This window comes from Azospirillum sp. Marseille-Q6669 (assembly GCF_965111635.1).
In genome coordinates, this window is the sequence record NZ_CBCOOP010000002.1 from 275,862 (window position 1) to 299,685 (window position 23,824).

Annotated in this window: 25 protein-coding genes and 1 pseudogene; 17 read left to right on the top strand and 9 right to left on the bottom strand. The window is 69.1% G+C overall.

Features of this window, described 5'->3' with window-relative positions; genetic code table 11:
* Positions 1-131: 131 nt before the first annotated feature.
* A complete protein-coding gene (locus ACWPXE_RS12480; RefSeq protein ID WP_454018128.1) occupies positions 132-1,190 on the bottom strand; it encodes an IS630 family transposase in 1,059 nt (352 codons plus the stop codon).
* Positions 1,191-1,522: 332 nt separating this feature from the next.
* Between ACWPXE_RS12480 and ACWPXE_RS12485 the strand changes: the two are divergent.
* Positions 1,523-2,437: pseudogene (locus ACWPXE_RS12485) on the top strand (replication-associated recombination protein A); the annotation flags it as partial.
* A gap of 7 nt (positions 2,438-2,444) precedes the next feature.
* Here ACWPXE_RS12485 and ACWPXE_RS12490 read toward each other — a convergent pair.
* Positions 2,445-2,921, bottom strand: coding sequence for a hypothetical protein (locus ACWPXE_RS12490; protein ID WP_454018129.1), 477 nt, complete (start codon positions 2,919-2,921; stop codon positions 2,445-2,447).
* An 84-nt stretch (positions 2,922-3,005) separates the two neighbouring features.
* Between ACWPXE_RS12490 and ACWPXE_RS12495 the strand changes: the two genes are divergently transcribed.
* From ACWPXE_RS12495 to ACWPXE_RS12505, 3 genes are all read left to right on the top strand, one after another.
* Positions 3,006-3,917: a hypothetical protein gene (locus ACWPXE_RS12495; RefSeq protein ID WP_454018130.1), complete on the top strand. Its 912-nt coding sequence runs from the start codon at positions 3,006-3,008 to the stop codon at positions 3,915-3,917.
* Between the two features lie 67 nt (positions 3,918-3,984).
* Positions 3,985-4,386 carry a fluoride efflux transporter CrcB gene (gene crcB / locus ACWPXE_RS12500; protein WP_014240063.1) on the top strand — a complete coding sequence of 134 codons (402 nt, stop codon included), beginning with the start codon at positions 3,985-3,987 and terminating at the stop codon, positions 4,384-4,386.
* Positions 4,386-5,405, top strand: a complete 1,020-nt coding sequence (locus ACWPXE_RS12505) for an RluA family pseudouridine synthase (protein ID WP_454018131.1) — start codon at positions 4,386-4,388, stop codon at positions 5,403-5,405. Before crcB ends, ACWPXE_RS12505 begins: the two co-directional genes overlap by 1 nt.
* Positions 5,406-5,415: 10 nt before the next feature.
* Here the strand turns inward: ACWPXE_RS12505 and ACWPXE_RS12510 are convergent, their stop codons facing one another.
* Complete coding sequence (locus ACWPXE_RS12510) at positions 5,416-6,105, bottom strand: GntR family transcriptional regulator (RefSeq protein ID WP_454018132.1); 690 nt, start codon at positions 6,103-6,105, stop codon at positions 5,416-5,418.
* An 83-nt stretch (positions 6,106-6,188) separates the two neighbouring features.
* Between ACWPXE_RS12510 and ACWPXE_RS12515 the strand changes: the two genes are divergently transcribed.
* The 4 genes from ACWPXE_RS12515 (at position 6,189) to ACWPXE_RS12530 (ending at position 9,384) form a co-directional block, all read left to right on the top strand.
* Positions 6,189-7,412: a benzoate/H(+) symporter BenE family transporter gene (locus tag ACWPXE_RS12515; RefSeq protein ID WP_454018133.1), complete on the top strand. Its 1,224-nt coding sequence runs from the start codon at positions 6,189-6,191 to the stop codon at positions 7,410-7,412.
* A 57-nt stretch (positions 7,413-7,469) separates the two neighbouring features.
* Positions 7,470-8,165 carry an HAD-IA family hydrolase gene (locus tag ACWPXE_RS12520; protein ID WP_454018134.1) on the top strand — a complete coding sequence of 232 codons (696 nt, stop codon included), beginning with the start codon at positions 7,470-7,472 and terminating at the stop codon, positions 8,163-8,165.
* 21 nt (positions 8,166-8,186) lie between these two features.
* On the top strand, positions 8,187-8,885 hold the full coding sequence (locus ACWPXE_RS12525) for an ATP12 family chaperone protein (protein ID WP_014240068.1): 699 nt from the start codon (positions 8,187-8,189) through the stop codon (positions 8,883-8,885).
* A 100-nt stretch (positions 8,886-8,985) separates the two neighbouring features.
* Positions 8,986-9,384, top strand: coding sequence for a COG4315 family predicted lipoprotein (locus ACWPXE_RS12530; protein WP_454018135.1), 399 nt, complete (start codon positions 8,986-8,988; stop codon positions 9,382-9,384).
* Between the two features lie 70 nt (positions 9,385-9,454).
* Here the strand turns inward: ACWPXE_RS12530 and ACWPXE_RS12535 are convergent, their stop codons facing one another.
* The 3 genes from ACWPXE_RS12535 to ACWPXE_RS12545 form a co-directional block, all read right to left on the bottom strand.
* The gene (locus ACWPXE_RS12535; protein ID WP_454018136.1) at positions 9,455-10,048 is read right to left on the bottom strand and encodes a PRC-barrel domain-containing protein; all 594 of its coding nucleotides are present in this window, start codon (positions 10,046-10,048) and stop codon (positions 9,455-9,457) included.
* A gap of 160 nt (positions 10,049-10,208) precedes the next feature.
* Positions 10,209-11,114, bottom strand: coding sequence for a CAF17-like 4Fe-4S cluster assembly/insertion protein YgfZ (ygfZ, locus tag ACWPXE_RS12540; protein WP_454018137.1), 906 nt, complete (start codon positions 11,112-11,114; stop codon positions 10,209-10,211).
* A gap of 157 nt (positions 11,115-11,271) precedes the next feature.
* Complete coding sequence (locus tag ACWPXE_RS12545) at positions 11,272-11,679, bottom strand: GreA/GreB family elongation factor (RefSeq protein ID WP_454018138.1); 408 nt, start codon at positions 11,677-11,679, stop codon at positions 11,272-11,274.
* A 318-nt stretch (positions 11,680-11,997) separates the two neighbouring features.
* Between ACWPXE_RS12545 and ACWPXE_RS12550 the strand changes: the two genes are divergently transcribed.
* The 4 genes from ACWPXE_RS12550 to ACWPXE_RS12565 all read left to right on the top strand — a co-directional run bounded on the left by ACWPXE_RS12550 (position 11,998) and on the right by ACWPXE_RS12565 (position 16,942).
* Complete coding sequence (locus ACWPXE_RS12550; RefSeq protein WP_454018139.1) at positions 11,998-13,533, top strand: ABC transporter ATP-binding protein; 1,536 nt, start codon at positions 11,998-12,000, stop codon at positions 13,531-13,533.
* A 208-nt stretch (positions 13,534-13,741) separates the two neighbouring features.
* Positions 13,742-14,842 carry an ABC transporter permease gene (locus ACWPXE_RS12555; protein ID WP_454018140.1) on the top strand — a complete coding sequence of 367 codons (1,101 nt, stop codon included), beginning with the start codon at positions 13,742-13,744 and terminating at the stop codon, positions 14,840-14,842.
* Positions 14,839-15,771 carry an ABC transporter permease gene (locus tag ACWPXE_RS12560; RefSeq protein ID WP_174438170.1) on the top strand — a complete coding sequence of 311 codons (933 nt, stop codon included), beginning with the start codon at positions 14,839-14,841 and terminating at the stop codon, positions 15,769-15,771. The genes ACWPXE_RS12555 and ACWPXE_RS12560 overlap by 4 nt, the downstream gene beginning before the upstream one ends.
* A gap of 94 nt (positions 15,772-15,865) precedes the next feature.
* Entirely contained in the window at positions 15,866-16,942 is a 1,077-nt protein-coding gene (locus tag ACWPXE_RS12565; RefSeq protein ID WP_014240078.1) for a BMP family ABC transporter substrate-binding protein, read from the top strand.
* A 76-nt stretch (positions 16,943-17,018) separates the two neighbouring features.
* On the opposite strand, the gene ACWPXE_RS12570 is transcribed toward ACWPXE_RS12565, so the two are convergent.
* Complete coding sequence (locus ACWPXE_RS12570; protein WP_454018141.1) at positions 17,019-17,429, bottom strand: hypothetical protein; 411 nt, start codon at positions 17,427-17,429, stop codon at positions 17,019-17,021.
* A gap of 262 nt (positions 17,430-17,691) precedes the next feature.
* Between ACWPXE_RS12570 and ACWPXE_RS12575 the strand changes: the two genes are divergently transcribed.
* Both ACWPXE_RS12575 and ACWPXE_RS12580 read left to right on the top strand, forming a co-directional pair.
* Positions 17,692-18,171, top strand: coding sequence for a hypothetical protein (locus ACWPXE_RS12575; protein ID WP_237903830.1), 480 nt, complete (start codon positions 17,692-17,694; stop codon positions 18,169-18,171).
* 68 nt (positions 18,172-18,239) lie between these two features.
* Complete coding sequence (locus ACWPXE_RS12580) at positions 18,240-18,836, top strand: hypothetical protein (protein WP_237903829.1); 597 nt, start codon at positions 18,240-18,242, stop codon at positions 18,834-18,836.
* A 16-nt stretch (positions 18,837-18,852) separates the two neighbouring features.
* Here ACWPXE_RS12580 and ACWPXE_RS12585 read toward each other — a convergent pair whose 3' ends face one another.
* Positions 18,853-19,404, bottom strand: coding sequence for an NUDIX domain-containing protein (locus ACWPXE_RS12585; protein ID WP_454018142.1), 552 nt, complete (start codon positions 19,402-19,404; stop codon positions 18,853-18,855).
* A gap of 68 nt (positions 19,405-19,472) precedes the next feature.
* Positions 19,473-20,375 carry a GGDEF domain-containing protein gene (locus ACWPXE_RS12590; RefSeq protein WP_454018143.1) on the bottom strand — a complete coding sequence of 301 codons (903 nt, stop codon included), beginning with the start codon at positions 20,373-20,375 and terminating at the stop codon, positions 19,473-19,475.
* A gap of 187 nt (positions 20,376-20,562) precedes the next feature.
* Between ACWPXE_RS12590 and prs the strand changes: the two genes are divergently transcribed.
* The 3 genes from prs to ACWPXE_RS12605 all read left to right on the top strand — a co-directional run bounded on the left by prs (position 20,563) and on the right by ACWPXE_RS12605 (position 23,748).
* Complete coding sequence (prs, locus tag ACWPXE_RS12595; protein ID WP_454018144.1) at positions 20,563-21,456, top strand: ribose-phosphate diphosphokinase; 894 nt, start codon at positions 20,563-20,565, stop codon at positions 21,454-21,456.
* Positions 21,457-21,533: 77 nt separating this feature from the next.
* Positions 21,534-23,141, top strand: a complete 1,608-nt coding sequence (locus tag ACWPXE_RS12600; protein WP_454018145.1) for an MBL fold metallo-hydrolase — start codon at positions 21,534-21,536, stop codon at positions 23,139-23,141.
* Between the two features lie 100 nt (positions 23,142-23,241).
* Positions 23,242-23,748 (top strand): hypothetical protein, encoded by a 507-nt coding sequence (locus ACWPXE_RS12605; protein ID WP_454018146.1) that lies wholly within the window; start codon positions 23,242-23,244, stop codon positions 23,746-23,748.
* Positions 23,749-23,824: the final 76 nt, after the last annotated feature.

Genomic DNA, 23,824 nt, shown 5'->3' on the forward strand with positions numbered 1-23,824 from the left:
TCGGGAAAGAGCCTCCGGGTTATCTGCTTGGCCCGTGCGTATGGCAGTGAGGACAGCCGACGCGCTCGGATCGGCTCTCTCCGCTGCGGAAGTCATACCGATGGCGCATGAAGGCTTCCATTGCTTGGAATTCATGCGAATTGCGGCCACCAGTGGAACCATGTGGCGGCGCGGATACGGTCGGGATCATCGGCGAGACCGCAGCAGCGATCGGCGAGTGCTTGATCGAGGGCATCGAGATCCTCGAAGTAGGTGTTGGCGATCGTCTCGTTGGTCAGTGGCCAGAGATGCTCGGCGGGCTGCAATTCGGGGGAATACGGGGGTAAGAACTCCAGCGTGATGCCCTCCGGGATGTCCAGCGAGCCGGCGACATGCCAGCCCGCGCCATCGAGGACGATGAGCACCTGCTTGGTGGGCCCGGCCCCGACCTCGCGGGCAAAGGCGTCCAGGATAGCACCGAACATGGGCGCATCGAGGCCATCGACGAGAAACCAGATCACCTGTCCGGTGCTCGGCCGTACGAAGCCCGCGAGATACATCCACTCGAAGCGCTGGTGGCCGCGCGCCACCGGCCGGCGGCCGCGCGGCGCCCACACTCGGCGGAGCACCGGCTTCAGCCCGACGCGATGCTCATCCATCGCCCACACCTCCAAGGGTGTGTCCGGGTCTTCCTGCTGGAGGGCCTGCACACGGCGGCGGAACCGGGCCTTGAAGACCTCCTGGGCCAAGGGATCGGCTTCGGCATGGCGGGGGCGCGGTATTTGGCGGGTGAAGCCGAGCCGGCCCAGATAATCGGTGCCGCGCCGGGGTGAGACGAGCCGGCCAAGCATGCCGGCGATCCACTGGGCGACCGAGTGGCCCGTCCACAAACCGCGGCCGGGCGGCGGATCGGCCAGGCTAGTCCTCAGGCTTTGTCGCTGGTTTTCGTCGAGCAGCGGTCTGGCGCCGGGGTTGAACTGGCGCTGGTCACCCAGCCCCGCAACCCCGGCCTCGTTATAGCGTCCCACGATGACGCTGACCCAGCGCGGCGTGTACCCCGTCACCTCGGCCACGAACTGGGCCGAGCGCCCACTGGTCAGCAGCCAGATGATTTGCAGATGCGTCCGCTCCGTCGCATCCGTCGCGGCCTTGTACAGCCGATGCAACTCATCGGCGTCAAGGTGATGAACCAGGTGAACCTTGCTGCCCATGCCAAATCAGGTGGATCGGGCTCGCCTCAAAGGAAGCCTTCACACGCCGTCGGTATCAGGCGTACGATGAAGAGGCGTACACTGCGTCGGCGCTCGTTCACCCCCGGTCCGCTGAGTCCCGCGAGGGCGCGATTCACGCCGGGCAGGCTCCGAGCGGCGGCTTTGATCAGCCACAGCCTACTCGGGCAGGAGGCGTTGTGTGAGGATGCGCGGCGGTGTGTCACTTGGCCCTCTCTTTAAGAGATGGGAGTGAGCATGCGATGACTATGACATGAGGCTGAATCTAGGGTCATCAATCACACACTCGATTTTTCCGGGGTAGAAAAATCTTCGCCACCACCGAGAATCCGTCCTTCGAGCTGAACGCGGCGCTGCTGTCGCGTGCCCAGGTCTTCGTGCTGAACCGGCTGGACGACGCGGCGCTGGAAAAGCTGCTGTCGCGGGCCGAGGCGGAGATGGGCCGTCCGCTGCCTCTGACGCCGGACGCGCGGTCCGCGCTGAAGGCGATGGCCGACGGCGACGGGCGCTTCTGCCTGAACCTCTGCGAGGAGCTGTTCGCCCTGCCGGTGCCGGAGGACGGGGCGCTTCTCGACAACAACGCGCTCGCCACCGCCATCCAGCGCCGCGCCCCGCTCTACGACAAGGCGCAGGAGGGGCATTACAACCTCATCAGCGCGCTGCACAAGTCGCTGCGCGGTTCGGACACCGACGCGGCGCTCTACTGGTACGCCCGCATGCTGGAGGGTGGGGAGGACCCGCGCTACATCGCCCGCCGGCTGACCCGTTTCGCGGTGGAGGACATCGGCATGGCCGATCCCAACGCGCTCGCCCAGGCCACCGCCGCCTGGGAGGCCTACGAGCGGCTGGGCAGCCCGGAGGGCGAACTGGCCATTGCCCAACTGGTCATCTATCTGGGGACGGCGCCCAAGTCGAACGCCGGCTACACCGCCTACAAGAGCGCGGTGCGCGCCGCCAAGGAAACCGGCAGCCTGATGCCGCCCAAGCACATCCTGAACGCCCCGACCAAGCTGATGAAGCAGATCGGCTACGGCAAGGGTTACGAGTACGACCACGACACGGCGGACGGCTTTTCCGGCCAGAACTACTTTCCGGACGGCATGGCGCGGCGCGCCTTCTACCAGCCGGTCGAAAGAGGTTTCGAGCGCGAGATCAAGAAGCGCCAGGACTACTGGGCGCGCCTGCGTGAGCGCAAGGCCGCAGACGGGGCCTTGGGAGGGGACGAGTAGCCGCGTTTCACGGCTTCGGATAGGCGACCCCAAGAATCCAGGCCGGCGCCTCCGGCGGACCGGAAACCTCGAACACATAGGTCACGGTTTCACTGGTGAAGGGCCGCGCGCGAACGCAGCGCCCGGCGCCGTCGGTTTCTTCGCACCGCATCGAGGGGACCTGAACGCTCAGCGTCTTGCCGTATTGGGTGCTGCCGATCTCGTCGCCGCACAGCAGTTGTCCCGGATGGCCGGTCAAGGCCTGCCACGCTGCGTCCCAGGCCCGGCGGTCGGCAAACATCGGCGTGCCGATGCTCTGCCCGGCCTTGGGCGGTGGCACCGCGCCCAGAATGTGTCGCGCGAGACGGCCGCCCTCCGCCATGTTGCGGTCGGGATCGGCCGAAAGCCGGACGCTTGGGATTTCCAGGCAGGGAGCGCTCCGTGCCGGTGCGGCGAACAAGAGCAAACCGGCGATGAGCAGTCCGGCGATCTTGAGGGTGGGCATGGGGATACTCCAGTGCAATGGTCCTGCGCTGACAGTCGGACGTTCCGTTTTCAGCATCGTGAAATTGGATTGGGGCGATCAGGAATGACGACGGACGCCGCGGTGCCGGACTTGGGGCGCTTCATCGCCATCGACTGGTCGGGCGCCGCGGGTAAGCGCTACGCCGGCGTCGCCGTCGCCGAATGCCGCGCCGAAGGGCCGCCCCGGATCGTCGCGCCCGCCGACCGGCTGTGGTCGCGCTCCGCCGTGTTCGACTGGCTGCTCGACGGGCTGGAGCGCGGGCCGGCGTTGGTCGGCATCGACTGCGCCTTCTCACTGCCCTTCGACGTGGCCCGGCGCTATTTCCCCAACCCCGAGGCGGCGACGGCCTTCGACCTGTGGGACCGGGTGGAGGCGGTGGCCGGGGCGGAACCGGACTTCGCCGGGGGCAGCTTCGCGGCGCACCCGGACTATGGCACCGATTTCTGGCGCGCCGGGACGCAGCCGGACTGGTACCGCGACCCGCACCGCCTGACCGAGCGGGTGTGCCGCGCCGATGGCTACGGCAGCCCGCAGAGCCCCTACAAGCTGATCGGCGCCAAACAGGTGGGGAAGGGCGGTCTGGCCGGGATGCGGATGCTGCGCGCCCTGAAGCGGGCGGCGCCGGACCGGGTGGCCGTCTGGCCCTTCGACCCGCCGTTGCCGGGGCGCACCGTCTTCTGCGAGATCTACCCGCGCCTGTTCCTCATCCGCGCCGGCTTCGGGCTGCGCAAGATCCGCGACGGGGCGGCGGTCGACGCCGCGCTCGCCGTCCTCGGTGCGCCGCCCGCCGGCCTGTCCGGAGCGGTGACCGACCATGACGCGGACGCGCTTGTCTCCGCGGCGGGGCTGCGCTGGCTGGCAGGGCGGGAGGAGGTGTGGAGTCCACCGGCCATGGACGCGCGGGCGCGGCGGCAGGAGGGCTGGATCTTCGGCGTGGGCGACCGGAATGCGGGAGTTCCTGCGCCCGGCGCGTGACAAGCCGCCGCAATTCTGGCTCTAATCCGCGCGGGATGCCCGTCGTCCCGTCCGTTCCGGAGGTTTCGTGATCGCATCACCGTCCACGCTCGCCGCGGTCGCCGTCGGTGGTGCCGTCGGTTCCATGGCGCGCTATCTGCTGATGACGGCGGTCGGCCATTGGCTGGGCACGCAGTTTCCCTACGGGACGCTGATCGTGAACGCCGTGGGCTGCTTCACCATGGGCGCGCTGGCGGAGCTGGCCGCGCTGGTGTGGTCGCCGTCGCCGGAGCTGCGGGCGCTGCTGATGGTCGGGGTGCTGGGGGGATTCACGACCTTCTCCTCCTTCACGCTCGACGTCGGGCTGCTGGTGGAGCGGAACGCCCTGCCGGCGGCGGCGGGTTACATCCTGGCCTCGATGGTGCTGACCATCGCGGGTTTCTTTGCCGGCCTCGCGGTCGTGCGTTCTCTTGTTTCGGTGCCCGTTTGATGAGTGAGAACAAAACCCCCAGCGTGGAAACCCGGACCGTGACGTCCGACGAGGCCGACGTTCGCCTCGACCGCTGGTTCAAGCGCCATTTCCCCGACGTGGGGCACGGCTATCTGCAGAAGCTGCTGCGCACCGGCCAGATCCGCGTGGACGGCAAGCGGGCGGAGACCTCGACCCGGCTCGCCGCCGGCCAGTCCATCCGCATCCCGCCGCTGGCCGACTGGGCCAAGCCGGAGGGCGCCGCCGCGGCCCCCGCGCCGAAGAAGCCGGCCATGTCGGACAAGGACATCGCGGCGCTCCAGACGCTGGTTCTCTTCAAGGACGGCGATGTCATCGCGCTGAACAAGCCGGCCGGGCTGGCCGTTCAGGGCGGCACCAACACCACCAAGCATCTCGACGCCATGCTGGACGCCCTGCGCTTCGACGCGAAGGAGCGGCCGAAGCTGGTGCACCGGCTGGACAAGGACACCTCGGGCGTCCTGCTGCTGGCGCGCAACACCTTCGCGGCGTCCAAGCTGACGGAGCAGTTCCGCGGCCGCGACGTGCGCAAGATCTACTGGGCCGCCACGGTCGGCGTGCCGAAGCCCTACCAGGGCAAGATCGACCTCGCGCTGGCCAAGGAAGGCGGGCCGCAGGGCGAGCGGGTGGCCGGCGACGAGGACGACGGCAAGCGCGCCGTCACTTACTACTCGGTGCTGGAGAATCTGGGCAAGCAGGCGGCCTTCGTCGCCATGTGGCCGCGCACCGGCCGCACCCACCAGCTCCGCGTCCACATGAACGCCATCGGCACGCCGATCCTGGGCGACGGCAAGTATGCCGGGCAGGGGGCCTATCTGCCGGGCGCCGAGGTCCAGAAGAAGCTGCACCTGCACGCCCGCCGCCTGATCCTGCCGCACCCGCGCGGCGGCAACCGGATGATCGACGTGACGGCGCCGCTGCCCGACCACATGCTGACGACCTGGAAGTATCTGGGCTTCAGCGCCAGCCTGAAGGGCGATCCGTTCGAGGGGGTCGAGTAGGGGCGGGGGTTTACCCCGCTTCGCGCCCCTCCAGAAACGCCGTAAGCTGCTCCGCCGCCTGCCCGACATGCTCGGTGACCAGCCGGCAGGCCGCATCCGCGTCCCCCGCCCGGCACGCCGCCAGGAGCACTCGGTGCTCATCCTGCGACCGCGGCCGATAGCCCAGCGCCGCGAACTGGAAGCGCAGGTAGCGGTCGGCGGCCAGCAGATGCTGCTCCGTCAGCGCCAGCAGCCGGGGGCGTCCGGCCCGCGCGTAAAGCGTCATGTGGAAGCGCCGGTTCAGCTCGCCCATGCGGCCGGGATCGGCCTCCCCGTCCATCTCCGCGATCAACTCTTCCGCCTGATCGAGGTCCGCCGCCGTCAGGCCGGGCAGCGACAGGCGCAGCGCCATCGGCTCCAGAGCCATGCGGATCGCCCCGATGTCGGCGCCGTCCGCCGCCGAGATTTCCGCGACGACCGCCCCGCGGTGCGGGTGGAACTCGGCCAGCGCCCGCGCCTCCAGTTGACGCAGCGCCTCGCGCACCGGCATGCGGCTGACCCCGAAGGTTTCCGCCAGCTCCTCCTGTCGCAGTGGCGTGCCCGGCGCGATGACCCCGGTCAGGATCGCCTCGCGCAGCGTCGCCTCCACAAACTCCGTGGTGGTGCGGTGGCGCGGCTGCGCGCGCGCCACGAGGCGCGACAGCCCGTCGTTGACCGCCATGCGTGATCTCCCCTTGCCAGGATATTGGATCCAATCTATCACCGTTCCCATCGTTCTGCATCCCCGATGGAGAGTTTCGCGCCATGTCCTCTTCCGACACCGTCCCGGCGACGGGCCTTTCGACGGGGCTTTCCCTGCGCGCTCTCGGCGCCGGCCTGCTGGCAGCCCTGGTCGGCTACGCCAGTTCGGTGGCGGTGGTCATCCATGGCCTGACCGCGGTGGGTGCCGGCACGGAGCAGGTGGTGTCAGGCCTCGTCCTGGTCGGATTCGCCATGGGGCTGACGGCGATGGGTCTCAGCCTGCACCGGCGCAAGCCGATCAGCATCGCCTGGACGACGCCGGGCATGGCGCTGCTGGCCGCCACCGGCGCGGTGGAGGGTGGGTTCCCCGCCGCGGTGGGGGCTTTCGTGGTGACCGGCGTGCTGATCGTCCTGGCCGGGCTGTGGTCGCCGCTCGGCCGCTGGATCGCGGCGATTCCGAAGCCACTGGCCAACGGCATGCTGGCGGGCATCCTGCTGAAGCTGTGCTTGGCCCCCTTCCTGGCGGTGTCGCAGGCGCCGGGGATGGCGCTGCTGGTACTGGCGACCTGGGCGGTGGTGGGGCGGGTGGCGCGTCTCTACGCCGTGCCCGCCGCGGTGGCGGTGGCGCTGGGGGCGATGGCGCTGGACTCCTCCGGCAGTTTGGCCGGCGGGGCGGCGCTGTTCGGCGCGCTGTGGCCGAGCGTGACCTTCGTCCAGCCGGTGTTCACCTGGGAGGCAATGGTCGGCATTGCCCTGCCGCTGTTCGTCGTCACCATGGCGTCGCAGAACATCCCCGGCCTTGCCGTTCTGGCGACCTACAACTACGCGCCGCCGACCCGTCCGATCTTCCTGGCGACGGGGGCGGCTTCCGCCCTGACGGCGCTGGGCGGTGCTCCGACCGTCAACCTCGCGGCGATCACCGCGGCGCTCTGCGCCAGCCCGGACGCCGACCCCAATCCGGCGCGGCGCTGGCAGGCCGCCTTCGTCGGCGGCATCGGCTACATCCTGTTCGCAGGGCTGGCCGGGGTCACGGCGGTGATGGTCACCCGCTCCCCGCCGATCCTGATCGAGGCGGTGGCCGGGCTGGCACTGGTCGGCGCCTTCGGCTCCGCCCTGATGGGCGCCGTGCAGGTGGAGGCGAACCGCACCGCCGCGCTGGTCACCATGCTGGTCACCGCCTCCGGCCTGTCCTTCGCCGGGGTGGGCTCGGCCTTCTGGGGCCTGCTGCTGGGCGGGGCGGTCCACCTGCTCCATTGGCGCTCCCCGGTGTCGCAGCCGGCAAAGTGAGTTGCGCTTTCCCAATGCGAGCCGCATAAGTCCGGTACGACCCGCGTCCCGGAGGCGATGCCCGTGAGCAGCTCAGAGAATGCCCGTCCCCTGCGGCTGGCCCTGTTCGATTGCGACGGCACGCTGGTGGACAGCCAGTTCGCCATCATCGACGCCATGACCACCGCTTGGGCCGCCCACGGGCTGGGCGAGCCGGACCCGCTGGAGGTGCGCCGCATGGTCGGGCTGCCGCTGGTGCAGGCGGTGTCGCAACTGCTGCCGAACCTCGATACCGAGCGCCATGTGGCCGTCGCGGAAAGCTACAAGGACGCCTTCGCGGCGCTGCGCCACCGCGGCGACCTGCAAGAGCCGCTGTTCCCCGGCCTGCGCGACACGCTGGACGCGCTGGAGGCTGAGGGCGTGCTGCTCGGCGTGGCGACCGGCAAGTCGCGCCGTGGACTGGACGCCGTGCTGGCCCACCACGGGCTGGCGCACCGTTTCGTCACGCTTCAGACCAGCGACATCGGTCCCGGCAAGCCGCACCCCGACATGGTCTACCGCGCCCTGGCCGAAACCGGGGTGGAGGCAGCGCGGACGGTTGTGATCGGCGACACCACCTACGACATTCAGATGGCCCGCAACGCGCGGGTCGCGTCGGTCGGCGTCTCCTGGGGCTATCACGCGGTGGCCGAGCTGGAGGGCGCCGGGGCCGACCGCATCGTTCACCGCGGGCGCGAGGTGGCCGGCGCCGTGCTGGACCTGTTGCACCGTTAAGAGAGCATTCGAAGGACCCTGATGAAGCGCTTCTACAAGACCGCCTCCGTCGACGAGGCCGCCGGCGGCGGCTTCGAGGTGCGCCTGGACAACCGCCCGATCCGCAGCCCGGCCAAGGCGCCGCTGGTCTTCGCGAGCTGGCCGCTGGCCCAGGCCGTCGCCGCCGAATGGGACGCGCAGCCCGAGGACATTGCCCCGGACAGCATGCCGCTGATGCAACTCGCCAGCACGGCGGTGGACCTGATCGGCAAGGGGCGCGCCGCCATCGTCGACGGCGTGGCCGCCTATGCGGAGACGGACCTCCTCTGCTACCGCGCGGAGCATCCCCGGAACCTGGTGGAGCGGCAGGCGCAGCGCTGGCAGCCGCTGCTCGACTGGGCGACGCTGCGCTACGACGCGCCGCTGCACGTCAACGCCGGGCTGATGCCCAAGCCGCAGCCGCCCGAGGCGCTGCGCGCCCTGCGCAACGCGGTGGAGGCCTACGACGACTGGACGCTGTCGGCGCTCCAGACCGCGACCGGCTCCTGCGGCTCTTTGATCGTCGCCTTGGCGCTGGTCGAGGGGCGCATCGACGCCGAGGAGGCGTTCGAGGTATCGCAGCTCGACGAGACCTTCCAGATCGAAGCCTGGGGCGAGGATCCGGAGGCGACCAAACGCCGCGCCGCCCTGCGCGTTGACATCGCCGCCTGCCGCCGTTTCGTCGATCTGCTGCGGGCCTGATCATCCTTCGGGTGGGGACGGAATAAAGCGCCGCGACGGGCGTCCTGTCAGTGAGGGCCGGGTCCGATTGCCCGCCCCATACGACAGGGAGGTTCCGTCCATGCACCGCTTCACCCGTTTCACCGCTGCCGCGGCGATCACGCTGGCGCTCGGCCTCGCGGCACCGTCCGCCTTCGCGCAGGGCGCCATGCCTGCCAAGACCGGCCAGTCGTCCGGCGGCCCCGTGCTGACCGACAGCAAGGGCATGACGCTGTACGTCTTCGACCGCGATTCAGGGGGTAAGTCCGCCTGCAACGGTCAGTGCGCCACCAACTGGCCGCCGCTGATGGCCCCGGCGGGTGCCAAGCCGATGGGCGACTATTCCGTCGTCACCCGCGACGATGGCTCCATGCAGTGGGCCTACAAGGGCAAGCCGCTCTATGGCTGGGCGAAGGACGGCAAGCCGGGCGACACCACCGGTGACGGCGTGAACAACGTCTGGCACGTCGCGCGCCCGTAAATGCGGCCCTAAACAGGGAAAAGCCCCCGCGACGCTTGGCCGCGGGGGCTTTTCATGACCGAACCGGCAGTTATTGGCCGGTGCCCGACGGGGCGGCCGGCGGCGTGCCGGTGGCTCCGCCCGGGGCGGTCATGGTGCCGGAGGTGCCGGTGGAGGAGCGGCTCGCCGCGCCGTTCACCGTGTCGCCGGCCTTGTCCTTGTTGCGGTTCAGCGAGGTGGTGGTGTCGGAGTACTCGAACTCCGGCATCTCCTTTACCTGGTCGCGGGTCATGCCCGAGAGCTGGACGCGCTCCTGCTGGGCATCCCAGTTGGCGTTGCCGATGTCCACGGCGATCTGCTTTTCGCCGATGCCGAGGAAGCCGCCCGAGGAGATCACGAGCTGACGGGCTTGGCCGTTGCTGTCGAGGATGATGTCCTCGACCTCGCCGACCTTCTCGTTGTCGGTGCCGTAGACGTTCTTGCCCATCATGTTCTCGGCGCTGGCAAGCGTGCCGCCGGTCAGGCCGGAAGCGCTGCCGGTGGTGGCGCTGCCGCTCTTGTTCATCTCGGTCGCGGTCGGGGCGCCGGTGGTGGGGCTGCCGGTGGTCGGTGACGTGGTCTGCGCCATCGCCGTGCCGGTCATCAGCGCCAGGACGGACGCAGCCGCGATGATTTCCCTACGCATAACTCACTCCTCTCCGTGTTTCGGCGTTTCTGTCGAGTGCCTTGGTTTGTCTCGGTAAGGCAGTTCGACAACAGGGCCTCGGCGGGAATGGTCACGCGGAAAATCGAAAAAATCTTTCGGCTAGTCCGTGCAAGTTTCGGGAATAAAAGTCGCGAAGAACTCAAAAGCTTGCCCAGACTGGCTTTGCCGGAGTGACTGTGGCCTCTCCGGCTGTCAAGATCAATCCGTCTTGCCCCGCACGGGTGATGTCTTCCAGTCGCAACAAGGCAAGCGCCGTGGAGCCATGGCCGCTGCGGATCTCGCCGACCTCCTTGCCCTCCAGCGTCACCGGCGTGCCGGGGGCGGGCAGGGGGCCCTCCAGCGTCACCGGGAACAGCTTCTTCTTGATCAGGGCGCGGTACTTGGTGCGGGCGGTCAATTCCTGCCCCATGTAGCAGCCCTTGTCCCAGGAGATGGCGTTGAGGTCGTCCAGATCGTTCTCCAGCGGCAGCGCCTTGTCCGGAGTGAGGTCGCGGCTGCCCTCCGGAACGCCGAGCGACAGGCGCAGCCGGTCGTAGTCCTCCGCGCTGCGCGGAACGAAGCCCGCCGCCTCCAGCGCCGCCGCGGCGCCCTCGCGCGGCAGGAAGGCGCGGGCGCCCAGCGCCGGCAGGCGCGGGTCGGTGAAGGCGACGCCGCCCGCGAAGGGGATCGCGGCCCCGACCTCCTCCGGCAAACCCAGCCGCGCAAGCGCGTCGCCGCCGAACAGGACGACGGCCAGCATGGCGCCGGCGCGGTCCTCCAGGGTGATCTTGGAGCGCAGCTTGTACATCTTCAGGCGGCGCAGGAATTCCTCGCGCCGCTCCGTCTCGGGGTCGAGCAGAAGGGCGCCGTCCGATTCGGCGATGCGGAAGTCGTGCAGGAACTTGCCCTGCGGGGTCAGGAACAGGGCGTAGACGGCGCGGTCCGCTGCGACGCGGCGCACGTCGTTGGACACCAGCCCTTGCAGAAAGGCCGCCCGGTCCTCGCCCGCGACCGCGATGACGCCCCGGTCCTCCAGGATCGCGTAGCCCGCCTGTTCCGCCGTCATGCCCTTGCTCCGATTGTCCCGTTCAAGTCCCCGATAGTTGGGCGAAGGGGGCAGGGGAGGCAAGGGTGGCGAGAGGTATGCCCTTGCATGGCGCGTCCGCCTTTTCCGCGGACGCGCCACGGTGCAAGCCGTGGTCGATGGACCGTCAGGCGGGCTGTCAGGCCGCCGGAGGATCGATCCGCAGGACCTGCACCGACTTGGTGCGGCCGTCGAGCGTGCCGTAGGCGATGGATTGCCCCTCGGACAGGCCGAGCAGGGCGGCGCCCACCGGGGTCAGGATCGAGATGCCGTCCTGGCGCCGGGTCGCTTCGTCCGGTGTGATGAGTGTGGCGGTGTGCCGCGTGCCCCGGTCGTCCGCGAATGTGACCCGGCTGCCGAGCCGGACGAAGGGCGTGCCGCCGCTATCGGGGGAATCCGCGACATTGGCGCGGTCGACCTCGCGCTGGAGGAAGTCGATGACGCCGGCGGGTCGGCTGAGATGGGCGAGAAGGACGTCGAGGCGCCCGAGATCCTGAGGGGTGATTCGGATCGGTGGCGGATCGCCGAGCATCGACTTGCGGTTCATTCCAAAAGCTCCATAAGCAAAGGCCGCCGGAAGTGGCGGCCCTTTCCATAGCTGATGACGACGGCGGCCTCTTGTCAACCGTGCGGCGGCGTGGCATCTGTCCGTGTGCGAAGCAACTGCTGAATTGTTGGGTCATCTGCCGCTTTGTTGGGCTGCGACAGGCGCCCGAAACGGGGCGAATGACCGCAGGCTGGGCAATCGCTTCCCCTGTTGACGGCGAACAGCCTTGACGGGCAAGACTCTCCGAAAGTGGCATGGCTTTGGCAATGCCCTGCCGACTTCACTCCTACCCGGTCCGCCTCCTTGGATTCCCCATCCGTGTCATCCCCTCCGCACCGGCTCGAACTGCGCGGCATCACCAAGCGCTTTCCGGGATGTCTGGCAAACGATCAGGTCGATCTCGTCCTCCGGCCGGGGGAGATCCACGCGCTGCTGGGCGAGAACGGCGCCGGCAAGTCGACGCTGGTGAAAATCATCTACGGCGTGCTCCACGCCGACGCCGGCCAGATCCTGTGGAACGGGCATGACACCCACATCCCCGATCCGGCGGGCGCGCGCCGGCTGGGCATCGGGATGGTGTTCCAGCATTTCTCCCTGTTCGACACGCTGACGGTCGCCGAAAACATCTCGCTCGGCCTCGACCAGCCCGGTCCGATGGACGCGCTGTCGGCGCGCATCGCCGAGGTATCGGAGCGTTACGGCCTGTCGCTGGACCCGCGCCGCCACGTCCACAACCTGTCGGTCGGCGAGCGGCAGCGGGTGGAGATCGTGCGCTGCCTGCTCCAGGACCCCAAGCTGCTGATCATGGACGAGCCGACCTCGGTCCTGACGCCGCAGGAGGCGACCCGCCTGTTCGAGACTTTGCGCCGTTTGGCGGCGGAGGGCTGCACGATCCTCTACATCAGCCACAAGCTGGAGGAGATCCGCGCGCTCTGCGACACCGCCACGGTGCTGCGCGGCGGGCGCGTGGTCGGAAGCTGCGACCCACGCCGGGAGACGGCGCGCAGCCTCGCCGAGATGATGATCGGCACCGAGCTGTCGACTCCGGAGCGGTTGCCGCAGGGGGAGGCCGGGGCACCGAAGCTCCAGGTGCGGCATCTTTCCACCACCTCCGACAACCCCTTCGCCACCAACCTGAAGGACGTGTCGTTCGAGGTGCGGGCCGGCGAGATCCTGGGCATCGCCGGTGTCGCCGGCAACGGGCAGGCGGAGCTGATGGCCGCGCTGAGCGGCGAGGCGCTGGTGCCCGACCCGGCATCGGTCGCCATCGAGGGGCGGCCCGCCGGGCATCTCGGCCCGCGCGAGCGGCGCCTGCTCGGCCTTGCCTTCGTGCCGGAGGAACGGCTGGGCCGCGGCGCCGTGCCGGAGCTGAGCCTGTCGGAGAACGCGCTGCTCTCCGGCTACGCCCGCGAGCCGCTGGTGCGCAGCGGGCTGGTGCATTTCGGGCGCGCCCGCTCCTACGCCGAGCGGATCATCGGCGCCTTCAACGTGGTCACCCACGGCCACCGGGCGGAAGCGCGGTCGCTGTCGGGCGGCAATCTCCAGAAATTCATCATCGGCCGCGAGATCCTGCAGAAGCCGCGCTTGCTGGTGGTCGGCCAGCCGACCTGGGGCGTGGACGCGGGTGCTGCGGCGGCGATCCACCGGGCGCTGATCGACCTCGCGCGGGCGGGTGCGGCCGTCCTGGTGATCAGCCAGGACCTGGACGAGCTGTTCGTGCTGAGCGACCGCATCGCCGTGCTGTTCCACGGCCATTTGTCCGAAAGTCGCCCCACCCACCACACCAGTGTGGAGGAGATCGGCCTGCTGATGGGCGGCCTCTTCAACCACCCGCCCGACGAGGATGAGGAGTGATGGGACCGACGCTTTATCCCCTCTCCCCTCTGGGGAGAGGGAAGGGTGAGGGGGATGCCCTTTTGCCGAACGCCGCGCCCTGCGCAACCCCCTCACCCCAACCCTCTCCCCGCTCCCGGCGGACCTTTGGTCCGCCTGCCGCGCCAGCGCAAACTCTGTTTGCGCGTGAGCGGAGGGGAGAAGGGGCAATCCTCGGCAAGGTGCGGGCATGACCCTCCTCCGTCTCGAACCCCGCGGCGAGGCGTCGCGCGCGATGGTCTACGCCACGCCGCTGCTGGCGGTCGCGCTCACGCTCGTCAGCGGCTTCCTGCTGTTCTGGGCGATGGGCTTCGACCCGGTGAAGGCGCTGCACGCCTTCTTCATCGCGCCGCTGATGTCGCTGCGCGGCCTGGGCGAACTGGCGGTGAAGGCGACCCCCTTGGTGCTCTGCGCCATCGGCCTCGCCATCGGCTTCCGCGCCAACGTCTGGAACATCGGGGCCGAAGGGCAGCTCACGCTCGGCGCCATCACTGGGGGCGGTCTGGCGCTGGCCTTCTACGGCGAGGGCGGCTGGTGGCTGCTGCCGCTGATGATCGTCGCGGGCATGGCCGGCGGCGCCTTGTGGGCGGCGATCCCCGCCTTCCTGCGGGTGCGCTTCAACGCCAGCGAGATCCTGACCAGCCTGATGTTGAACTATGTGGCGCTGCATCTGCTGAACTACCTGATGCACGGCCCCTACCGCGACCCGGACGGCTTCGCCTTTCCGGAATCCCGCCTGTTCGAGGCCGACGCGGTGCTGCCGCTGCTGGTCGCCGGGACGCGCGTGCATCTGGGGTCGCTGTTCGCCCTGCTGGCGGTGGCGGCAGGCTGGTTCCTGATGGCGCGCACCTTCATCGGCTTCCAGATCAAGGTCATCGGCCTGACCCCGACGGCCGCGGGCTACGCCGGCTTCAACCAGAAGAAGATCATCTGGCTGACGCTGCTGCTGTCCGGCGCGCTGGCCGGTCTGGCCGGTCTGGGCGAGGTCGCCGGGCCGATCGGCCAGATGAATCCGACCATCTCCCCCGGCTACGGCTACACCGCCATCATCGTCGCCTTCCTGGGGCGGCTGCACCCGGTGGGCATCCTGCTGGCCGGCTTCCTGATGGCGCTATCCTTCATCGGCGGTGAGGCGGCGCAGATCGCGCTCGGACTGCCCAAGGCCATCACCGGCGTGTTCCAGGGCATGCTGCTGTTCTTCCTGCTGGCGACCGACGTGCTGATCCGCTACCGCGTGCGCTTCGGCGCGAAACGGGCCGCAGGGACTGTGGTGGGGAGGGCCGCGGCATGAGCGCCGAACTGGCTCTTCTCGGCCCGATCCTCGCGGCCATGCTGGCCGCCGCCACGCCGCTGCTGTTCGCCGCGCTGGGCGAGCTGGTGGTGGAGAAGTCCGGCGTCCTGAATCTGGGTGTGGAAGGCATGATGCTGGTTGGTGCCGTCTGCGGCTTCGCCGTGGCGGTCCAGACCGGCAGCTCCACGCTGGGCTTCGTCGCCGGGGCGGCGGCGGGGGCGGGCATGGCGGCGCTGTTCGGCGTGCTGACCCTGCTCCTGCTCGCCAACCAGGTGGCGACCGGCCTCGCGCTGACGCTGTTCGGCGTCGGCCTGTCGGCGCTGATCGGGCAGGGCTTCGTCGGCATCCCCATTGCCGACGTGCCGGAACTCTACATCCCCGGCCTGACCGACCTGCCGGTGATCGGCAAGGCGCTGTTCGGGCAGGACGCGCTGGTCTATCTGGCGCTGGCGGCGGTACCGGCGGTGCACTGGTTCCTCTACGCGACGCGCAAGGGGCTGATCCTGCGCGCGGTCGGCGAGAACCACGCGGCGGCCCACGCGCTCGGCTACAAGGTCATCCGCATCCGCTTCCTCGCCGTGCTGTTCGGCGGTGCGATGAGCGGCATGGCCGGGGCCTTTCTGTCGCTCGACTACACGCCGATGTGGGCGGAGGGAATCTCCTCCGGGCGCGGCTGGATCGCGCTGGCGCTGGTGGTCTTCGCCACCTGGAAGCCGGGCCGTGTGCTGCTTGGCGCCTGGCTGTTCGGCGGGGTGACCATTGCGCAGCTCCACGTCCAGGGGCTGGGAATTGACATTCCGTCACAACTCTTGTCGATGCTGCCTTATCTGGCTACCGTCATCGTCCTGGTGGTGATTTCACGCGATGTCGCCCGAATCCGGCTGAACGCGCCGGCCAGCCTCGGGAAGGTTTTCCATCCCGATGCCTGATGGGCCGACGCCTGACGGGCTCCGGGATGTTTGCAAGTCTTACGTTCGTGCTCAATCAATTGGATCAGGGAGCAAACACGTGAACAGAAGGACCATGGGCAAGGCCCTTATGGGTCTGGCCACCGGCGCCGCCATGCTGGCGCTGGGCGTCGGCGCGGCCGACGCGCAGGAGAAGATGAAGGTCGGCTTCGTCTATGTAGGTCCGATCAGCGACCACGGCTACAGCTACCAGCACGACCAGGGCCGTCTGGCCGTGGAGAAGGAACTGGGCGACAAGGTCACCACCACCTTCGTCGAGAATGTGCCCGAGGGCGCCGACGCCGAGCGCGTGATCGAGCAACTCGCCTCCTCCGGCCACAAGCTGATCTTCACGACCTCCTTCGGCTTCATGAACCCGACGCTGAAGGTCGCGCAGCGCCATCCCGACGTGAAGTTTGAGCACGCCACCGGCTACAAGCGCTCGGCCAACGTCGCCACCTATTCCGCGCGCTTCTACGAGGCCCGCACGGTCATCGGCCAGATCGCCGGCAAGATGACCAAGTCGAACATCATCGGCTACATCGGCTCCTTCCCGATCCCCGAGGTGGTCAGCGGCATCAACGCCTTCACCATCGCCATGCGCGAGGTGAACCCGAAGGCCGAGGTCCGCGTCGTCTGGGTGAACAGCTGGTACGACCCCGGCAAGGAAGCCGAGGCCGCCAAGGCCCTGATCGACCAGGGCGCCGACGTGATCTCGCTGCATACTGACAGCCCGGCGGCCATTCAGGTCGCGCAGGAGCGTGGCCTGTGGGTGTTCGGCCAGTCGTCGGACATGACCCGCTTCGGCCCGAAGGCGCACCTGACCGCCATCGTCGACGACTGGCGCGAGTATTATGTGAACCGCGTCAAGGCGGCTCTGGACGGTTCCTGGAAGTCGCAGGACACCTGGGGCGGCTTCAAGGACCACATGCTGTTCCTGGCCCCCTACAACCCGGCGCTCCCGGCGGATGTCGTCGCGGCGGCCGAGAAGACCCGCACCGACATCATGGAAGGCAAGCGCCACTCCTTCCAAGGCCCGGTGAAGGACCAGTCCGGCAAGGTCGTGATCGCCGAGGGCAAGCAGGCCACCGACGAGCAGATCCTGAAGATGGACTGGTACGTCGAGGGTGTGCAGGGCAAGGTTCCGAAGTAAGCGGAACCGGTCGCCAAGAAAGAAAAGGGGAGGCTTCGGCCTCCCTTTTTTGTTGCCCGCTTTTATGGGCCGCCGCTCAGCCCGGCTGGCGGCCCAGCGCCGCCCAACCGGCGGGGGCGAGGCGCATCACCTCCGGTCCACTGCCGGCGGGGTTGGGCTCCATCGTCACCAGCTCCCGGTTCTCGAACCAGACCCAGCGGGGAACCTCCGCCGCGGTGGGGACCCAGCCTTCGGCCATCCGCTCCAGCACCGCCAGATCGGCGGCGGCGATCGGGAATTTCGGCTTCGCCGGGGCACGGTTGGGCGCGGCAGGGGCGGGCTGGGGCGCCGCCGGGGCGTCCTGCCCGGCGCGGGCGGGTATCCAGGCCGTCTGGAAGGCGGTCAAAGCCTCGTTCAGTTCGCCGCGCAGCGGCTCGGACGGGCAGCGCAGGTAGCGGTCCAGCAGGGCGTGCAGGGCTTCGGCGGAAGGGAGCAGGGTTGCGGGCATGGGGCGGTTCCGTGATCGGCGTGGTCCGGCACCGCAGCCATAAACGCAAGGGGCTGGAAAAGAAAGGCTCCGCCGCTTCAGGGAGCGCGGCGGAGCCTGTCGAGGAGGCACAATCCCCTGTGCTGCCTGACTTCAAACACGCTCGCCGGGCCACCGGTTCCATCTTCCCTTCCGGGGTGACCCGCAAGGAAGCGGTCCGAAAGCCGGGACGATGCGTTGACAGCCGCAGGACGGGCTCTCGCGTCGGAAAGGGAAACGCATCGTGGGGAACGGATTCCGGAAGGCGTCGCAGGTCATTTATTTCCTGGCGACCGGCGTGTTGATGCTGTTCGCCATGGTGTTCATCGGCGTGGCCGCCTATGCGGTGTTTCACAGCCTTCTGCTGCTCGACATCGAGGCGACGACTCACGGGCTGCTGGACGGCGTGGGCATGATCGTGCTGGCCATCGCCGTCTTCGAGATCGCCAAGTATCTCTATGAAGAGGAGTTGGAGCACGACCGTGAGTTGCGGCACGCCGACGAGGCCCGCCGCACTCTGACCAAGTTCCTGACCACCATCATCATCGCCGCCAGCCTGGAAGGGCTGGTGCTGGTGTTCGAGGCGCGGACCTCGGACATGAGCGACATGGTGTATCCGGCCATCCTCCTGATGGTCATCGTCTTCATGGTGCTCGGGCTTGGGCTCTACCAGCTGATCAGCCGACGGGCGGAGACCATCGACCCGAAGGAGGGGGATTCCTGACCGCCCCTCGCGTTCCAACATTGCTGGGAGGAGTTGTTGATCCCTCCCAGCCAGAGCGGAGCGCCCCCATGTTCGACCCCGCCCAGATCGGCCGCATCTCTCCCGTGGAGCAGGCCGACGCCCTGCGCACCCTGATCGCCGTCTTCGCCACCGCGGTGGTGCGGCCCGGCGAGAAGGCGCCGCGCAACGCCGTCAGCGCCGAGATCGTCGACATCCTCGACGAGGTGCCGGCGGAGCGGGTGGAGGCCGTGGCCCAGCTCTTCACCATGATGGCGCTGCGGCTGCGGCGGAAGGGGCGGCCGCGCCGCACCGCCTTCCGCCTGACGCTGGAAACGGCGTTGCTTGCCCGCTCCTACGTCGGGGAGCCGGCGCCGCAGAACGAGACCAGCTACCTGTCGTCCGACCGGCCCGGCCTGGGGACGATCGACCATGCCTGCAACGAGATGCTGGAGCGCATGGCCGGCGTGCCGGATGAGGAGCAGCGGGCGTGGCTGACCGCGCAGGTGATCGCCACCGGTCTGATCGACGCCGATCGCCGCCACCGGCTGGGCGGCCCGGACCGCGACCTGGGTGACATGGCGGTGGCGGAGTTCCTGCTGCGCACGGCGGCCCAGTATCTCGCGGCCACCGCTGTCCGCACCCCGCCGGGCGATAGCAAGGGCTGAGACCAGCGGGGCGGGCTCATTGCAGGGCGATGATCGCGGCCATGGTTGCGTAGCGCTCGATCGACTGGGAGGAGGGCGAGCGTATCGCTTGCCGGGTGATGGCGAGCTGGTTCTCGTGCGAGACTGGCTGGCGCACCCCCAGATGGGCGACAACCTTGGCGAGCGGCACGACGTGGGCCGAGGACAATTCCCAGTTCACGATGGCGCCGCCTGCCGGGCGCCCGGGCGTGACGGCGGACTGCGCGACCCGCAGAGTGATGGAGGACGCCAGCGACTCCAGCCCGGTCACCGGAACGAAATACAGCGTGAAGCTCCGCGAGGTGGGGCGCCAGGGCTCCGCCGCCCGGCAATCGGGGAAGGCCAGGCCGGTCTGATCGTGGAACAGGCGCTGGAGCGCCGCGAGCGGGCTGGTGACGCTCTCGTAGCCGCCGCCGGGAACCGCCCATTGACCTGCGGCGTCGACGATCCGCGGTTCCGCCGGGCCACGGCCCCACCAAGTGCTGACCTCGCGCCGCCGGACGATCAGGACCTTCGTCCCCTCCAGAAACGCCACATGGACATGGCGCATCGCCTGTTCCCCCGCATCCCGTTGACTTCGCAGCCGGAGACGGGCGGGAAGGGCGGGGCGTGAACGGCTTAAGGAGAGGGAACCACGCGGTTCCGCCCTTCGGCCTTCGCCCGATAGAGCGCGGCGTCGGCCACCCGGAGCGCGTCGTCGATGCCGTTGGGAGCGCCAGGCATCACAGGGGCGACGCCGAAGCTGGCGGTCATGCGGAACGAATCGCCATCCGGCCCCATCTCCTGCGCGGCGACGCGCTGGCGCAAGCGTTCCGCCACGACCGACGCATCCGTCAGCGCGGTGTTGGGAAGCAGAACCACGAACTCCTCCCCGCCGTAACGGCCGATCAAGTCGCCGGGGCGCAGGGCGCCGTCCAGCGTCTGTACGAACCGCTGCAAGGCCGCGTCGCCGGCGGCGTGGCCGCGGCTGTCGTTGATGCGCTTGAAATGGTCGATGTCGGCGATCAGCAGGGACAGGGGCTGCCGGGACCGCAGCGCCCGCCGGATCTCCTCATCCGCACGCTCCAGAAGGGCGCGCCGGTTGGCGACGCCGGTCAACGGGTCGGTCTGCGCCTGAGCAATCAGCAGCCGGTGCATTTCGGTGATGCGGCCGCCCGCCTTCAGTCGCGCCTTCAGGTGGGCGCGGTTGACCGGCTTGTGGATGAAGTCGTCCGCCCCGGCGTCCAGCGCCTTCATCTCGTAGAAGGGTTCGTCATGGGACGTCATCAGGATCAGGTAGCTGTAGGCGGTGCGTGGATCGGCCTTCAGAAGCCAGCACACCTCCAGCCCCGACAGCCGCGGCATCTCCCAATCGATGATGGCGATGTCGAAGGATTCGGCCTGGGCAAGGTTCAGCGCTTCCCGGCCGTCCCTGGCGAGGATCACGTCATGGCCATAGGACGCCACCTGCTCCGAGAGCATGGTGCGCATCAGGACCGTATCGTCGGCGATGAGCACGCGCATGGCGGGAAACTGCCTCATACCTTCGTCTGCGGTCAATGAGTGGAAGACCGCCGCGGCGTCATTTTCAGGCGTCCGTCCCTGCCGTCCTATCGCCTTCACGGTAACGTTGCGCCTAAGGTCGTGGTCGCCCCGCTGCGGCCCTTGCGGCATAGTACGGGCCGAACGGGGCGCCCATGTCCGGGCGCGCAACGCAAGAGGGGACAGCATGGCCCGCTATACGGGCGTCTACGGATTTCCGGAATCGGCCGACGGCGCGCGGCGTCTGGCCGAGGCTCTGAACGTTCCCTGCCACATCGCCGAGCTGCACCGCTTTCCCGATGGGGAAAGTCTTGTCCGTATGCCCGAACCGGTCGAGCGGGCGGTGGTCTACCGCTCGCTCGACCGTCCGAACGACAAGCTGGTGGAACTGACGCTGGCCGCCTCCGTCCTGCGCCGCCAGGGCGCCACGGAGCTGTGCCTCGTCGCCCCCTACATGGCCTACATGCGCCAGGACGCGGTGTTCCGCCCCGGCGAGCCGGTGAGCCAAGCCGTCGTTGGGGATTGGCTGGGCCGGCTGTTCGACCGCTTCGTCTGCGTGGAGCCGCACCTCCACCGCACCCACACGCTGGACGAGGTGTTCGTCGGGCGCCCCTCTGTCTGCCTCAGCGGTGCCGGGGCCATCGCCGAGCGGCTGCGCCGTGACGGGACCGCGCCCGACGCCGTGATCGTCGGCCCGGACGAGGAGGCCGCCCCGTTGGTCGGGGCGGTGGCCGGGCCGCTCGGCCTCACCGCCCTGGTCGGGCGGAAGGAGCGGCGCGGCGACCGCGACGTGACGGTGACGCTGCCCGCCGACGAACCGCTGGCCGGACGGCCCGTGGTGATCGTCGACGACGTCATAAGCTCCGGCGAGACGATCTTCTCCTGCGCGCGGGCCGCGCGGGCCGCCGGGGCGGCTTCCGTCCGGGTGTTCGGAGTCCACGCCCTGTTCGACGCCGCGGTGGCTGCCCGCTTCGAGGCGGAAGGGCTCGGCACGCCGCTGTCCTGCGACGGGGTTCCGCACCCCAGCAACGACCTGCCGCTCGCCCGGCTGATCGCCGACGCGCTGCTGGCACCCTGTTAATGGCACCTTGTTGACGGCCCGGTAACCCTTCTTCAGGCAGGATGGAGGGATAGGGCACATGAAGGCGGAGTTTCGCCATGGCACTGTCCCTCACCTTCCACGGCGCCGTCGGCACGGTCACCGGTTCCTGCTTCCGCATCCGGACCGGCGACGGCGACCTGCTGATCGACTGCGGCCTGTTCCAGGGCACCAAGACGGTCAAGGAGCTGAACTACCGGCCCTTCCCCTTCAAGCCGTCCGCCGTGAAAGCGGTCTTGCTGACCCACGCGCACATCGACCACTCCGGCCTGCTGCCGAAGCTGGTCCGCCAGGGCTTCAAGGGGCGGGTGCACACCACCGCCGGTACCGCCGACCTGCTGGCCTACATGCTGCCCGACAGCGGCTACATCCAGGAGACGGAGGTCGACCGTCTGAACCGCCGCAACCGCCAGCGCGGGCGCCCGACGGTCGAGCCGATCTACACCCAGGCCGACGCCCAGGCGGCCATCCGCCACCTGCACGCGGTCGATTACGGGGAGTGGGTGAAAGTGCTGCCCGGCATCCGCGCCCGCTTCTGGCAGGCCGGGCACATCCTCGGCTCGGCGTCGGTGGAGCTGGAGGTGACGCGCGGCGGAACGGTGGAGACGATTCTGTTCTCCGGCGACCTCGGGCCGGGCGGCAAGTCCTTCCACGCCGACGCGGAGGGGCCGCCGCGGCCCGACTGGATGGTCCTGGAGACCACCTACGGCAACCGCGAGCGGGTCGAGGTGGGCGAGGCCGAGCGGCAGGCCCTGCTGCGCGACGAGGTGCGGGCGGCGCTCGGCGCGGGCGGCACCCTGCTCATCCCGGCCTTCGCGGTCGAGCGCACGCAGGAGCTTCTCTACGACCTCCACCGGCTGTTCGATCGCGGCGAGATCCCCTTGGTCGACGTGTTCCTCGACTCGCCGTTGGCCGACGCGGTCACCGGGGTGTTCCGCCGCCATCTGGCCGATCTCGGCACCGACGGCGATCCCTTCGCCCGGCCCAACCTGCACCGCGTGCGCTCCGTCGCGGAAAGCCAGAAACTCAACGCGATCAAGGGTGGCGCCATCATCATGGCGGCCAGCGGCATGTGCGACGCCGGGCGCATCCGCCATCACCTGAAGAACCATCTGTGGCGCCCGGAGGACACGGTCCTGCTGGTCGGTTACCAGGCGCCGGGCACACTGGGCCACCTGTTGCAGCAGGGGGCGGCGAACGTCCGCATCCATGGCGAGGAGATCGCCGTGCGCGCCCGCATCCGGTCGCTGGACGTCTATTCCGGCCACGCCGACCGCAGCAGCCTGCTGGCCTGGGTGGCGGCGCGGCAGGGGGTGGGGCGCGGCCTGTTCCTGGTGCATGGCGAGGAGGAGGCGCGCGCCGGCCTGCGCGACGCCCTGGTCCGCCGTGGCTGGGACCCGGCGCTGATCCGTCTGCCCGAGCTGGACGAGGTGGCCGATCTGACCGCCGCCGTCCCGGCACTGGCGCCTGCCATGGCCCAGGGCGGTCCGCCGCGGCTGGAGCCGGAGGCTGTGGCCGCCGGGCGGGATTGGCACAACCGCTACGCCGCCTTCCTGTTGGACCTGCACCGGGCGCTGGACGCGGCGCCCGACGACGCGGCGCGGGAGGCGCTGCTCCGCGGGGTGGGCGACCGCCTGCCGCAGGCGGCGGGGCCGCCGGCAGGCTGATCGGCCTGCCCACGGTCGGGCGGCGCATGCTATAGATCGGTGATGGCAGATCGGTGACGGCAGACTGGTGACGGCCGCGAAACAAAGGGATGGCGGGGCGATGGGGAAGGTGGCGAACATCGTGGTCCAGATGGCGCGGAAGCTGACCGACGACAACGCCCGGCTGGGCCGTGTTCGCAACGCCGGCAAGCCCAAGACCTTTCCCCATTTCCGGGAGATCCGGAACGCGTACCTGGACATCCAGGGGTTGGTCTTCTCCATCCAGGAGCGGTTGCAGGAGGCGGGGGACGAACTGCCGCCCAACTTTCCGCAATGGGTAATCCGGCAGAAGCTGACCGCCATCGCCCATTTCACCGACATCAGTTACGCCTTCGTCAGCGACCCGCCCTTGGCGCTGACCAGCTCGCTCGGCGCCTTCGATGTGCTTCAGGCGGAGCAGAAGGCCTTTTCGGAAACGCTGAACGCCTTCGACATGATGCTGATGGAAGCGGGCATCGACGACAAGACTGCCGACGAGTTGGACGCCACCCGCACGAAGATTGAGCAGATCCTGGGCATGATCGAGACGCTTCTGGAGAACAGTCCCAAGGTGCTGCAGGAGTTTTGAGCGTCCCCGCACGCGAAGGGCGATTGCGGAAATATTTATACGCTTTTCGCACGGCTGCATTCTGGTTAAGGTCTAC